This is a genomic window from Streptomyces sp. NPDC018045 (assembly GCF_044327445.1).
Classification (GTDB): Bacteria; Actinomycetota; Actinomycetes; order Streptomycetales; family Streptomycetaceae; genus Streptomyces.
This window is the reverse complement of the sequence record NZ_JBIRFL010000003.1, coordinates 408,428-421,860: the sequence shown is the minus strand read 5'-3', so window position 1 is coordinate 421,860 and position 13,433 is coordinate 408,428. Positions and strand designations below refer to the sequence as shown.

General features: G+C 73.2%; 10 protein-coding genes and 1 pseudogene. 9 read left to right on the top strand and 2 right to left on the bottom strand.

Annotation, left to right across the window (positions count from 1 at the left end):
* The first annotated feature begins 584 nt into the window (after positions 1-584).
* Positions 585-1,874 (top strand): serine--tRNA ligase, encoded by a 1,290-nt coding sequence (serS, locus tag ACH4EB_RS09445; protein WP_398346790.1) that lies wholly within the window; start codon positions 585-587, stop codon positions 1,872-1,874.
* On the top strand, positions 1,871-2,716 hold the full coding sequence (locus ACH4EB_RS09440; protein WP_398346789.1) for an HAD family hydrolase: 846 nt from the start codon (positions 1,871-1,873) through the stop codon (positions 2,714-2,716). Before serS ends, ACH4EB_RS09440 begins: the two co-directional genes overlap by 4 nt.
* 43 nt (positions 2,717-2,759) lie before the next feature.
* On the opposite strand, the gene ACH4EB_RS09435 is transcribed toward ACH4EB_RS09440, so the two are convergent.
* Positions 2,760-3,815, bottom strand: coding sequence for an Lrp/AsnC family transcriptional regulator (locus tag ACH4EB_RS09435; protein WP_398347064.1), 1,056 nt, complete (start codon positions 3,813-3,815; stop codon positions 2,760-2,762).
* A gap of 114 nt (positions 3,816-3,929) precedes the next feature.
* Here ACH4EB_RS09435 and ACH4EB_RS09430 point away from each other — a divergent pair, with 114 nt between their 5' ends.
* Both ACH4EB_RS09430 and ACH4EB_RS09425 read left to right on the top strand, forming a co-directional pair.
* On the top strand, positions 3,930-5,486 hold the full coding sequence (locus ACH4EB_RS09430) for an MFS transporter (RefSeq protein WP_398346788.1): 1,557 nt from the start codon (positions 3,930-3,932) through the stop codon (positions 5,484-5,486).
* 209 nt (positions 5,487-5,695) lie between these two features.
* Positions 5,696-6,592 (top strand): annotated as a pseudogene (locus ACH4EB_RS09425) (LysR family transcriptional regulator); the annotation flags it as partial.
* A gap of 361 nt (positions 6,593-6,953) precedes the next feature.
* On the opposite strand, the gene ACH4EB_RS09420 reads toward ACH4EB_RS09425, so the two are convergent.
* Positions 6,954-7,778 (bottom strand): MerR family transcriptional regulator, encoded by an 825-nt coding sequence (locus tag ACH4EB_RS09420; protein WP_398346787.1) that lies wholly within the window; start codon positions 7,776-7,778, stop codon positions 6,954-6,956.
* A 328-nt stretch (positions 7,779-8,106) separates the two neighbouring features.
* On the opposite strand from ACH4EB_RS09420, the gene ACH4EB_RS09415 reads away from it, so the two are divergent.
* The 5 genes from ACH4EB_RS09415 (at position 8,107) to ACH4EB_RS09395 (ending at position 13,245) form a co-directional block, all read left to right on the top strand.
* Positions 8,107-8,424 carry an SAV_915 family protein gene (locus ACH4EB_RS09415; RefSeq protein ID WP_398346786.1) on the top strand — a complete coding sequence of 106 codons (318 nt, stop codon included), beginning with the start codon at positions 8,107-8,109 and terminating at the stop codon, positions 8,422-8,424.
* Positions 8,425-8,443: 19 nt separating this feature from the next.
* The gene (lysA, locus tag ACH4EB_RS09410; protein ID WP_398346785.1) at positions 8,444-9,817 is read left to right on the top strand and encodes a diaminopimelate decarboxylase; all 1,374 of its coding nucleotides are present in this window, start codon (positions 8,444-8,446) and stop codon (positions 9,815-9,817) included.
* A gap of 185 nt (positions 9,818-10,002) precedes the next feature.
* A complete protein-coding gene (locus ACH4EB_RS09405; RefSeq protein ID WP_398346784.1) occupies positions 10,003-10,713 on the top strand; it encodes a FadR/GntR family transcriptional regulator in 711 nt (236 codons plus the stop codon).
* Positions 10,714-10,918: 205 nt separating this feature from the next.
* Positions 10,919-12,199 (top strand): CynX/NimT family MFS transporter, encoded by a 1,281-nt coding sequence (locus ACH4EB_RS09400; RefSeq protein ID WP_398346783.1) that lies wholly within the window; start codon positions 10,919-10,921, stop codon positions 12,197-12,199.
* 593 nt (positions 12,200-12,792) lie between these two features.
* Complete coding sequence (locus ACH4EB_RS09395) at positions 12,793-13,245, top strand: VOC family protein (protein WP_398346782.1); 453 nt, start codon at positions 12,793-12,795, stop codon at positions 13,243-13,245.
* Positions 13,246-13,433 lie beyond the last annotated feature (188 nt).

The window sequence follows — 13,433 nt, the reverse complement described above, 5'->3', positions numbered from 1 at the left end:
CTTCCACAGCTCCGCGCAGCGGCCCGCGTCAGCACAAATTACGCGAACAATCCTTTAGGGCGAGGAAATCCCACACGAAAGAGCGTCCACTCGGGGTTTCGCCGGTGAATCCCTGGCAACGCATTCTTGAAACGGAACCGAATCTTCCGACTTCCACAGATCCCACACACAGCCTGTGGATAAGATTCCGTAACTCCCCCACCCCTGTGGACAACCCTGGGTACAACCCGCGTCGCCCTTCGCCCCGGACCGCCCGCCAACTCGGGCCGCCCACAAGGGAAGCCGAGCGGCACCCCGGGAGCGACTACCCCCGTACCGGCATCGGCGCAAGATTTCCCCGGCGCTTTTTTCCGCCACTTTCCGCCCGCCCGTACGACCCCCCGCCACACTTCCCGTGCCACCGCCTTCGCCTCCCGCCCTTCCCGCACGCCCCTTATGCCCTCCTTACGCGCCCTCACCGGGCCGCCTTTCCCTGCCGTACCGCACGGAATAACCAAACACACTAAACATCAACAAACCGGACAAAGCGCCACGCAGGGAATATGGCGTCGAAGGTCCCGCCCGCACCCCGGTAGCCTGGTGGGGTGATTGACCTTCGCCTGCTCCGTGAGGACCCCGACCGTGTGCGCGCGTCCCAGCGCGCCCGTGGAGAGGACGTCGCGCTCGTCGACGCACTGCTCTCCGCCGACGAGCGGCGCAGGACCTCCAGCGTCCGCTTCGACGAGCTGCGCGCCGAACAGAAGTCGCTCGGCAAGCTCATCCCCAAGGCCACCGGCGACGAGAAGGCCGCGCTGCTGAAGAAGGCCGGGGAGCTGTCCGCCGCCGTCAAGGCCGCGGACGCCGAGCAGGACCAGGCCAAGGAGGAGACCCAGTCCCTCCTGCGGAAGCTGGGCAACATCGTCCACCCCGACGTGCCCGTCGGCGGCGAGGAGGACTTCACGGTCCTGGAGACGCACGGCACGATCCGCGACTTCGCCGCCGAGGGCTTCGAGCCCAAGGACCACCTGGAGATCGGCCAGGCGCTGGCCGCGATCGACGTCGAGCGCGGCGCCAAGGTCTCCGGCTCGCGCTTCTACTACCTGACCGGCATCGGCGCGCTCCTGGAGCTCGCGCTGGTCAACGCCGCCATCGCGCAGGCCACCGAAGCCGGCTTCACGCCGATGCTCACCCCGGCCCTGGTGCGCCCGCACGCCATGGAGGGCACCGGCTTCCTCGGCCAGGCCGCGGAGAACGTGTACCACCTGGAGAAGGACGACTACTACCTGGTCGGCACCTCCGAGGTCCCGCTCGCCGCGTACCACATGGACGAGATCCTCGACGCGGACCACCTGCCGATCCGCTACGCGGGCTTCTCCCCGTGCTTCCGCCGCGAGGCCGGTACGTACGGCAAGGACACCCGGGGCATCTTCCGCGTCCACCAATTCGACAAGGTCGAGATGTTCTCGTACGTCGACCCCGAGGACGCCCAGGCCGAGCACCAGCGCCTGCTGGACTGGGAGAAGCAGTGGCTGACCGGCCTGGAGCTGCCCTTCCAGGTGATCGACGTGGCCACCGGCGACCTGGGCGCCTCGGCCTCGCGTAAGTACGACTGCGAGGCGTGGATCCCCACCCAGGGCAAGTACCGCGAGCTGACCAGCGCCTCGAACTGCGACGAGTTCCAGGCCCGCCGCCTGTCGGTCCGGATGCGGACGAACAAGGACGGCAAGCAGCAGGTCAAGCCGCTCGCCACGCTCAACGGCACGCTCTGCGCGGTGCCCCGCACCATCGTGGCGCTGTTCGAGAACCACCAGCAGGCGGACGGCACCGTGCGCGTGCCCGAGATGCTGCGCCCGTACCTGGGCGGCCGGGAGATCCTGGAGCCCGTCGCCCGGTGACCACCGCCCCCGAGCCCGCGCACCGGGCCGCCCCGGCCCGCCCGCTGCCGTACAAGCTCGTCGCGACCGATCTCGACGGCACGCTGCTGCGGCACGACGACACGATCTCCGGGCGCACCCGCGCCGCCTTGGCCACGGCCACGGCGGCGGGCGCCGCGCACATCGTCGTCACGGGCCGCGCGGTGCCGTGGACCCGGCACATCCTCGATGCGCTGGACTACGACGGCATAGCGGTGTGCGGGCAGGGCGCGCAGGTCTACCACGCGGGCGAGCACCGGCTGCTGACCTCGGTGACCCTCGACCGGCAGCTCGCCGGACTGGCCCTCGCCAAGATCGAGGCGGAGGTCGGCCCGCTGTTCCTGGCCGCGAGCCGGGACGGTCTGGACGGCGAGGTGCTGGTCACCCCCGGTTACCGCGTCCAGGAAGGCCCGCTGCCCAACCTGCTGGTCCAGGAACCGGGCGAGCTGTGGGCGGCCCCCCTCAACAAGGTCTACATCCAGCACCCGACCCTCGGCGACGACGAACTGGTCCGCGCCGCCCGCGAGGTCGCCGGCGACCTGGTCGGCGTGATGATGGCCGGCGAGGGCGTCGTCGAGCTCCTCCCCCTCGGCCTCTCCAAGGCCACCGGCCTCTCCCTGGCCGCCCGCCGCCTGGGCGTGAAGGCCGCGGACACGATCGCCTTCGGCGACATGCCCAACGACATCCCGATGTTCGGCTGGGCCGCACACGGCGTCGCCATGGCCAACGCCCACGACGAGCTGAAGGCCGTCGCGGACGAGACCACAGCCTCCAACGAGGAGGACGGCATCGCGGTCGTGCTGGAACGGCTGTACGGCGCCTGAGACGCACCCCGGCCCGCCCGGCCGCGTCGGTCCTCTGTCGGCCTCACCGTCCCCGGCCCGCCGCCGGCCCGCGCGCGATGGGGCCGGAGACGATCCGGCCGTGACCGTGTGGCCCGGCTCCCTTGAGGCGCCGGATCAGGGGGGCCGTCTCCATGTTCCGTACGGCGGGCAGCGCCGCGATCCGGGTGGTCAGGTACGTGTAGAGGGCGCGTACGTCCGGGCACAGGACCGACGCGAAGAGGTTGTGCGGGCCGGTGGTGGCGCAGGCGAACGCGATCTCGGGGTGCTGGGCCAGGGCGGCGCCGGTGGCGGCGAGTTCGCTGGGGGCGACGGAGAGCCAGAGGGAGACCATGACGCCGAGCCCGAAGTGCCGGGCGTCGTAGTCGACGTCGTAGTAGAGCACGCCGTCGGCACGCAGCTCGGACAGCCGGCGGCGGACGGTGGACTGCGACCAGCCGGTTGCCGTGGCCAGGTCGGCGAGGCCGGTGCGCCCGTCCTCGGCGAGAACGTCCAGAAGGCGCCGGTCGGTGTCGGTGAGCGTGACGGGCACCGCCCGCACGGGCGGGTCCACGGCCCGCGCGTCGGCCGCCGCGGACGCCGGGTGGCGCAGCCGTTCGGCCTGCTCCTCGGTCAGCGCGCCGGATTTGTTGACGAGCCCGAGCGGGCCGCCGAAGAACTCGTGCACCATGCAGTGCGCGGTGACGCCGACCACGCTCGGGGTCCGCGGCAGTTTCTGGAGGAGCAGCGCATCGCTGTCCCGGCTGCTCGCGGAGCGGCAGGCCACACTGATCTCGGTGCCGCCGGACATCAGGCTCACCCAGGACGTGTCGGGGCGCCGGGCGAGCGCCTCGGCGACCGCGACGGCCGCGTCGGGCGTGCACTGCACCCGTACGATCCACTCGATCTCGCCGAGGGCGGACGGGTCGGTGAGCCCCATGACCTTGATCATGCCCGCGCCGCGCAGGCGTCCGTAGCGGCGGGCGACGGTCTGGTCGGAGACGCCGAGGACCTCGGCGATACGGCTGAAGGGCGCCCGGCCGTCGAGCTGGAGGGCGTGGACCAGACTCCGGTCCAGTTCGTCGAAGCCGTCGGTTTTCACCATCGAAGGCTAACGCGTGTCGGATCGCGCCGCTCGGGACGCCGTGGTTGGGAATGACGGGCACCGGGACCGATTCTGGGCGGAATACGACTACACCGATCGCAGAGGTTCTTGATGCACAACGGGCGGAGCAAATGGTGGCCCCTGGTCGCCATCACCCTGGGCAACTTCATGTTGCTCGTCGACGTCACGATCGTGAACACCGCGCTGCCGCGGATCGCCGACGGCCTGGACGCCTCCTTCACCTCCCTGCAATGGGTGATGGACATCTACGCGCTGGCGCTGGCCGCGCTCCTGATGGTGGCCGGCTCGGCGGCCGACCTGTTCGGGCGCCGCAAGCTCTACCTGGCGGGCCTCGGGCTCTTCGCGCTGGCCTCGCTCGCCTGCGGGCTGGCCCCCGACGAGGGCACGCTGATCGCCGCGCGAGCGGTGCAGGGCGTGGGCGCGGCGGCCATGTTCGCCACGAACACCCCGCTGCTGATGGCCGCCTACCAGGGCCGTGACCGCGGAGTGGCGTTCGGCATCTGGGGCGGCACCAGCGGCGCCGCGGCGGCGGTCGGCCCGGTGCTGGGCGGCGTACTGACCCAGTACGTGGACTGGCGGGCGATCTTCCTGGTCAACCTGCCGCTGACGGCGGTGGCGGTCTGGATCACCGTGCGGTCGATCCAGGAGTCGCACGGCAACCGCGAGGCGCGCATCGACTGGCCGGGCGCCGGCGCGTTCACGCTGTGCGCGGGCGCACTGACGTACGGGCTGATGCGCGGCGGCGAGGAGGGCTGGACGGAGTCCGGCACCCTGCTGGCGCTGGCGGTGGCGCTGCTGTCGCTGCTCGTGTTCGTCGCCGTGGAGCGCCGGGCGCGACAGCCGCTGCTGGACCTGAAGCTGCTGCGCCGCCCGAGCTTCGCCGTCCTGATGGCGGCCGCGCTGCTGCTCCAGGCCGCGGCGTTCCCGTACCTGACGTACGTGGGTCTGTGGGTGCAGAACATCCTGGGCCTGAGCCCCGTGATGGGCGGTGTCGCGGTGCTGCCGATGGCGGTGGCGTCGATGGCCGTGGGCATGTTCGGCGGCCGGTTCCTGCACCGTCTGGCGCCGCAGGTGCCGATCGGCATCGGTCTGCTGCTGATCGGCGCGGGCCCGCTGCTGCACGTCCTGCTGCTGAACGACGGCTCCGGCTGGGCGGTCCTCGTCCCGGGCCTGCTCGTCAGCGGTCTCGGCATCGGCATGTCGATGCCGGTGCTGGTCTCGGCGGCGCTCGGCGCGGCTCCTCCGCAGCGCGCCGGCATGGCCAGCGGCGCCGTGAACACCTTCCGCCAGCTCGGCTACGCCATCGGCATCGCCGTCCTCGGCACGGTCTTCACGCAGGGCATGCGGTCCGCGGGCGCGTCCGCCGCCCCCGGCAGCGCGTACGTGCACGGCCTGACCCGGGTGTCCCTGGTCGCGGGCGTGGTGGCGGTGGCGGCGGGCCTGCTGGTCCTGGCCGTCGTCCGCCACCGGGAGGCGGAACGGACGGTTCCGGCCGCCGGAGGCGCGGCGGGAGCCGGGACGGCGGTGCCCGGAGCGAAGGAGTCCGGAGCGAACGGGTCGGGCGCGAACGGGGCCGACGCGAACGGCTCCGTGCCTGCGGGCCGGGGCCAGGCCGGTGGGGTGCCGGTCGGTGCCGACCGGGGGTGAGGCCGAGGCCGTACGACGGCGTGCGTACGGCTCGACCGTACCGCGCTCCTACCGGGGGCCGGCCCAGGACGGGTCGGCCCCCGGAACCGTATGGCGCCTGATCCGGTTCCGGGTGACCGCCCTGGGCCCTGCACCGATAGTCGACCCGGCCGTGTACCCAAGTCAATCCTCGGGTTTTCTTCCAAAGGCCCCAGGTATAGCTTGGGTTGGTGACCATCGATGATCTCCGTGCCTTCGTCGCCGTCTGCGAGGCGGGCAGCCTCAGCGCCGTCGCCCGTGATTTGGGCTGTACGCAGTCGGCGGTCAGCCAGCGCGTCAAACGGCTCGAACGCGAGGCGGGCATCGCCCTGTTGGAGCGGCGGTCGCGCGGCGTGGCCCCCACCCAGGCAGGCCGCATCCTCTGCCGCGCCGCGACCGGGTCGCTCGCCGAACTGGACCTGGCCCTGCGCCGCTTGGCCGATCTGCGCCGGGGCGACGGCGGCACCCTGAGGGTCACCACGGGAGCGACGACCGTACGGCACTTCATGTCGGCGGCGGTGGTCGCCTTCCGCGCCCGTCACCCGCACGTCGACCTGGAGTTCCAGACCGAGAACTCCGGCCGCCGCTGCTTCGAGTCGGTGGCCGACGGCACCGCCGAACTGGCCTGGATCACCATCGGCCCGCCCGTACGCGGCATCGAGCAGCACCCGGTGCTGGAGCTGCCGTGGGTGCTCGCCGTCCGGGCCGACGACCCGCTCGCCGACCGTGCCCGCATCGAGCCCGGTGAGCTGGCGGGCGGCCTGTCCGGCATCCGGCACATCCGGCTGCCGGAGAACTCCGTCTCGCGGATGCGGCTCGACGGCCACCTGGGGCGCCCGGAGACCGGGCCGGGTCCGTCCGGCGCGCGCGCCAGTTCCACCAGCGTGGCCGACTGGGACACCGCGATCCTGCTGGCGGAGCTGGGCGTCGGGCACGCGGTGGTACCGGACCTGCCGGGCTGGCGGGGTGCCGGGCATCCGGCGCTGCGGCTGATCCCGATCCCGGGGCTGCCACCGCTGGCGGCCGGGTGGGCGGTACGGCAGTGGGCGGCGCTGAGCCCGGTGGCGGTGGAGTTCGCCGAGACGGTGAACGACGCGCTCGGAGCGGGGACGGGAGTGGGAGCGGAGGTCGGGGTGGGAGCGGGCACGGGCGCGGTGTCGGACACGGCGGTCGCCGCCGATATGGCCGGCGCATCGGGCGCAAGGCCCCGGACACGGCGAACCGTGGGCGTCGAAGCACAGATGCCCCCGTGCGCCTTTCCACGCGCCGGCGCACTTGAGGGCGCACGGCACGACGCCGCCATGGCCGACGTACCCGGTACCGACGACGTACCCGATGCGACCGACGCCACCGCCGCACCCGGCATCCCGGAAGCACGCACCCCACCCGGCACAGCACCGGGCGCAACACCCGGCACGCCGGCCACCGCCCCTCCACCCACCCCCGGCCTCACCCCCCGGTGATCGGCTCCTGCAACTCGGTCACCCACTGTTCCCGGTCCTCCGGGGACTCCAGCGTCAGTTCCCGCGGGTACCCGGCGGAGCGGTAAGGGCTGTCGTCGAGCCAGCGGGCCAGCACCTGGGCGGTGGGCAGCACCCGTTCCATGGGCCCGCGGTGCACCACCGTGGCCGCCTGTCCGATCGCCGGCAGGTCCACGATCGCGAAGTCGTGGTGCGGCTGCGGGGCGGCCGCGACCACGACCGCCGCGTGCACCGTGATGCGGTCCCCGTTCCCGGGCGCGTCCTCGTAGTACGCGATTTCCGGGCCGGCCGGCTCGACGCCCGCTGCGGCCAGCCGCCGGAACAGATCGTCGTACAGCGGCCGGATGACCGGGCCGACGTCCTCGGGCCCGAAGCTCGCGGCGGTACCCGTCAGTTCGGCGACCCGTACCGCCTCGACCCGCTTGACCACCACCTCGTCGGCGGCCAGCCGCCCCTCGCCCTCGATCGTCCGCAGCCGCGCCTCGACCCGGGCCAGGCGGGCGCCGGCCGCCGTGACCGCCGCCGCCAGCTCGGCCCGGCGCAGCCGCAGCATGCCGCGCAGTTCCGCCGCGCTGACCTGCTCGTCCAGGATGGCGGTCACCTGCTGGAGGCTGAAGCCGAGGTCCTTGAGGGCGATGATGCGGTTGAGGCGGGCGAGCTGTCCGGCCTCGTAGTAGCGGTAGCCGGTGGCCGGGTCCGTACGGGCCGGGCGCAGCAGCCCGATGGCGTCGTAGTGGCGCAGCATGCGGGCCGACACACGGCCGTGGCCGGCGAACTCTCCGATGGTGAACATGACGTCTCCCAGTGCAGGGCTTGCCACGGTGTGAAGGTCAAGAGGGCGGGCCGGCGGTCGAGGCGATCCTCGTCGATGCCGGGCGGCGCCGCACCGCGATCGGGCCTTTGCCGAGGCGTACGCACGGGCCCGCGCCGGGGCGCACGTCGTTTCCGTGCACCGGGGCGTGCGCCGGAGCACCAGCATTCCGTCAAGGGGCGTCCACGGGCCGTCAACGATGCGTCAGTACGCCGCCGTGCGCAGGCCGCTACGGGCATAGCGTCGAGGAGGAGCCCCGGCACTTTCCTTCCCACCGGTCCGGGGCCGGTCCTGCGCGAGGAGCGACGTCGTGTCCCAGCAACACCTGTACGCGGAAGACCCCGAACCTGCCGAACCCGTCCCGGCCGGGCTGCTGTTCGTCCCTGTCCGGCCGGGCCCCGCGGGCTGTACGGCCCGCCTGTTCCGCACCCCGCTCGGCGGCCGCACCGCCGTCGGCTACACCTCCGCACAGCGGCTCGCCGCGGCGCTCGGCACCGACCAGCCGTGGATCCGGCTCGCCGAGCCCGCGCTGCGTGCCCTCGCCGAGCCGCTCGGCGCCGCCGTGCTGACCGTGGACCCGCGTCTCGCCCCCGGTTCTCCCCGTACGCCGCTGCTGCGGGCCGTCTGAGAAGGGGCGTACGACCACCATGACCGTGACGACCACGAACCCGACCCCGGCCGCACCACCGCGGCACGACGCCGCGCAGCAGCACGGCCGCCGCCCCGCCGACCTCTGCGTATGGCCCGCCTCGGCGGCCGAACTGCCCGACGCCGACCTCACCGTCGGCGGCGTCCCCCTCACCGAACTCGCCGCGCGCTTCGGCACTCCCACGTACGTCCTGGACGAGGCCGAGGTACGCGCCCGCTGCCGCGCCTACCTGCGCGCCTTCCCCGACGCCGACGTCCTGTACGCGGCCAAGGCCTTCCTGTGCCGCGCCATGGCCCACTGGGTCCGGGAGGAGGGCCTGGGCCTGGACGTCTGCTCCGCGGGCGAACTGGAACTCGCCGTCACCACCGGCTTCCCGCCCGCCCGAATCGTGCTGCACGGCAACGCCAAGAGCCCCGAGGACCTGCGCGCCGCGCTGCGCCTCGGTGTCGGCCGCATCGTCATCGACAGCACCTCCGAGATCGCCCGGCTCGCCGCCGCGGTGCCCGCCGGAACCCGGCAGCAGGTCCTCGTACGGGTGGTGCCGGGCATCGCGGCCGGCGGGCACGCCAAGATCCGTACGGGTACCGACGACCAGAAGTTCGGCCTGTCCCTGGCCGACGGGTCGGCGCAGCACGCCATCACCCGCGTCCTGGGCCAGCCGCGGCTCCACCTCGTCGGGCTGCACTGCCACCTGGGGTCGCAGATCACCACCGTCAAGCCGTACCTGTCGGCCGTACGGCGGCTGGTCGGGCTGCTGGCCCGGGTCCGCGAACAGCACGGCGTCACGCTGCCCCAGCTCGACATCGGGGGCGGCCACGGCGTCGCCTACCGGCCCGGCGAGGACTGCCTGGACATCGCGGCGCTCGGCGCCAGGATACGGGCGGAGCTGGCGGGCGGCTGCGCGGCGGCCGGGCTGCCGGTGCCCCGGCTGACCGTCGAACCGGGCCGCGCCATCGCGGGGCCGTCCGGCGTCGCCCTGTACCGGGTGCTGTCCGTCAAGCGGAGCGGTGAGCACACCTTCGTCGCCGTCGACGGCGGGATGAGCGACAACCCGCGGCCCGCGCTGTACGGGGTGCGCTACGCACCCCGGCTGGTCGGGCGGCAGTCGTCCGCCGCGCCCGTGCCGGTGAACGTGGTGGGGCGGCACTGCGAGGCGGGTGACGTGCTCGCCGCCGGCGTACGGCTGCCCGGGGACGTGCGGCCGGGGGACCTGCTCGCCGTCCCGGTGGCGGGCGCGTACCACCTGTCCATGGCCTCGGGCTACAACCTCGTCGGCCGCCCGCCGGTGGTGGCCGTCGCGGACGGGCACGCGCGGGTCCTCGTACGGCGGGAGTCCCTGGCGGACATGCAGGAGCGCGACATCGGACTGTGACGCGTCCGGGCTGTGACGCGCTCGAGGTGCGGTGTGCGCTGTGACGCGCCCGAACGGTGCGGTGTGCACGGAGGCGAGAACTCCGTGCATACTGCACCCATCAGTTGTAGGATGACTGGGCAACCGGGCGATCACCCTGCCCGGACCCGGACCGCACCCCGGGCCGACGGATCGAGGAGTTGCGCATGACGTTGCAGGCAGCGGGACGGCAGTCCCTCGTGGACACCGTCGTCGACGCCCTGCGCGCCCAGGTGGCCGCCGGCACCTGGCCGGTGGGCGAGCGCATCCCCACCGAACACACCCTGGCCGAGCAGCTCCAGGTCGGCCGCAACACCGTCCGCGAGGCCGTACGGGTCCTCGTGCACGCCGGCATGCTGCGCTCCCGGCAGGGCGAAGGCACTTTCGTCCTCTCCCAGGCCGACCCGGGCGAGATCATGCGCGGCATCCAGCGGGCCGGGGTCCGGGACGTGCTGGAGCTGCGCATCGCACTGGAGGCCGAAGCCGCCCGGCTGGCGGCGCAACGGCACGAGCCGGACGACCTGGAGCGGATGCGGGCCGCGCTGGACGCGCAGGCCGCACTGGAGGCCGCCGGCGGGCAGCCGTTCGGCGGCGATCTGGAGCTCTACGCCGATCATGACGTCGCCTTCCACCGGGCCGTCGTGGAGGCCGCGCACAACACCGCGCTGACCGCCACGTACGCCTGGTTCAGCAGCTCCGTACGCGAGGCGCTGGTCTCCTCGCTCGGCGACGAGCTGATGCCGCGGATCGTGCACGGCGACCACCGCGCCGTCCTGGACGCGATCGCCTCCGGTGACCCGGAGGCCGCGGAGAAAGCCGCCCGCGCGCTGCTGGAGCCGCCCAAACGGGCGGTGGAGAAGCTGCTCGCGGAGCGGTGATCGGTGCGCGGGACCGGGCTCCGGTGAGTACGGGTCCGGGGCGCACGGACGCGCCCCGCCGCCCGGAGCGGTGACCACCCCGCCCGCCCGGCCACCGCAGAAACGATCCCCCCTCCGCCCTCCGTACGTCCCGGTCCTCGGCCACGCCCGTACGACCGCCCCGTACGACCGCCCACGCCCCCCACGCAAGGAGAGTCACGTAGCCATGTCAGGGACCCGGACCGAAGCACCACTGATCGACGCCGAGGAGGACCTGGCCCCCGCGCCACCGGTCGCCGCGGCACGCCGCCGACTGCGCGCGCACCCGGTCCTGGTCCTGCTCGGCATCGTGCTCGCCTCACTGAACATGCGCGCCGCACTGGCCGGCGTCTCGCCGCTGGTGAGCGAGATCGGCGACCACTACCACCTGGCCGCGACCGCGAGCAGCCTCGTGACGACCATCCCGCTCGTCTTCATGGGCCTCGGCTCGATCGCCGCGCCGCGGCTGGCCCGCCGCTGGGGCACCGAGACGGTGCTGTGCGGCGCGCTGGTGCTGCTGTGCGGCGGCATCCTGCTGCGCATCGCCCCGCCGGTCGTCGCGCTGTTCGTGGGCTGTGCGGTGGTCGGTACGTCCATCGCCCTGCTGAACGTCCTGATGCCCGGCCTGATCAAGCGGGACTTCCCGGAGCGGGCCGCGGGCATGACCGCCCTGTACTCGACGGCGATGATCCTCGGCGCCACCGTGTCGGCGGCGTCCGCCGTGCCGCTGGAGAACGCGCTGGGCGGCTGGCAGGGGTCGCTGGCCTCATGGGCGCTGCTGGCCGCGGTCGCCGCGGCCGCCTGGATCCCGCAGGCGGTCATCGCGCGGCGCGGCACGCGGCACGGCCAGGCCGCCGCGACGCCGGCGCACACCACCGAGGACGGGCCCAACCTGAGCCGTACCCCGCTGGCCTGGCAGGTCACGCTCTTCATGGGCTCGCAGTCGCTGATCGCGTACGTGATGATCGCCTGGATGCCGACCATCTTCACCGACCACGGCATGAGCAAGGCCACCGCCGGGCTGGTCTTCGCCTTCAGCACCCTGGTGCAGATGGCCGGTTCGTTCGTGGTGCCGATGCTCGCCGGGCGGATGCGGCGGCAGCGGCTGCTGGCCGTCGCCGTCACCGTCCTGATGGCCTGCGGCATCGTCGGCCTCCTGGTGGCCCCGGTGGCGGGCGCCTGGATCTGGGCCGTCCTCCTCGGCATCGGACAGGGCGGCGCGCTCGGCCTGGCGCTGACGATGATGGTGCTGCGCTCCGGTGACGCCCACACCGCCGCCCGCCTCTCGGGCATGGCCCAGACCTGGGGCTACCTCCTCGCCGCCGTCGGCCCCCTGGCACTCGGCGCGGTACACCAGGCCACCCACGGCTGGACGGTACCGATCGTGCTGCTGCTGGCCGTCTGCGCGGGCCTGATCCTCCTGGGCCTGGGCGCGGGCCGCGACCGCCGGATCGGGACGAACGGATAACGGGGCCCGCCCGGCCCTGCGCCGGACTCCTTGCCGTCACGAGCGCTGCCTGCGGTCCGGTGGTCCGGGGCAGCGCTCGTCGCGTACCGCTGTTTTCGAGCCCCGCGGCAGCCTGGCCGAGGTCGCCGTCCGTCTGCTGCGGCCAACCGCTCGCCTCGTAGCTCAGCGATGTTCAGCACGTCCGTCAGGCATTCAGCCGTCCGACGCCACATGAAACAGGACTCCTCGGCCGTCAGCCGGGGACCGTCCGGCATCGCGCGTACGAGCGCCAGGACGACTGCCGCTGACTCGATCAAGTCGTTCCCGATCGCGTCGCTCATGGCGGCGACGACTCCGCCCGGTTGGCAGAACCCGATGCGTCCGTGCGCTGTCTCGGGCATGCGCCGGAAGTCGCTCATGCCGACACCGCCTCGAACGGCAGGGGCAGGCTCACAATCCACGTACGTGGTGAGCGGTCGAGGTTACTTCGTCGCCTTCGGGCCGACTGGCTGAGACCGCAGGGGTGACACGGGCGCCGGATGCGGGGGGCTCCGCTCGTCCGGCTCCCGTGCGGATGCGGGCCCGTTGTCAGTGGCGGTAGGTATAACTGCCCCATGGCACTGACGTGGAAGCTGGTCATCGACAGCACGAACGCGCCCGCCCTCGCGGACTTCTGGGCCGCCGCCCTGGAGTACGAGGTCGAGGACCCCAGCGCTCTCGTGGAGCAGTTGCTGGCCGCCGGGCACCTCGGCGAGGAGGCGGTTGCCGAGCACCGTGGCCGTAAGACCTTCCGTGGGTACGCCGCGGTTCGTCATCCCGAAGACCCGTTCGACGCGACCAGCGGCGTCGGGCGCGGGCGGCGGCTGCTCTTCCAGGACGTGCCCGAGGGCAAGGCGGGCAAGAACCGCCTGCACATCGACATCCACAGCGAGCCCGGCGGCCTCGACGCGCTGGTGGACCGGCTGGAGGAGCTGGGGGCGACCCGCGTCCGCCAGGTCGATCAGGGGCCCGCCGGGCACTGGTGGGTGATGCGGGACCCGGAGGGGAACGAGTTCTGCGCCGCGTAGGCCGGACCGGCCGGGTGTCCTGGCCTCGGTGAACGCGGAAGGCCCGGCCGCCTCCCAAGGGGGCTGCCGGGCCTTCTCCGGGGCCGCGGTGGTGCGGCTCCGGGGCCGCGATGGGCGTGGCTCCGGGACTGCGTTACGTGCGGCTCCGGGCCGTGATGGGTGCGACTCCAGGGCCGCGTGACGTCGCG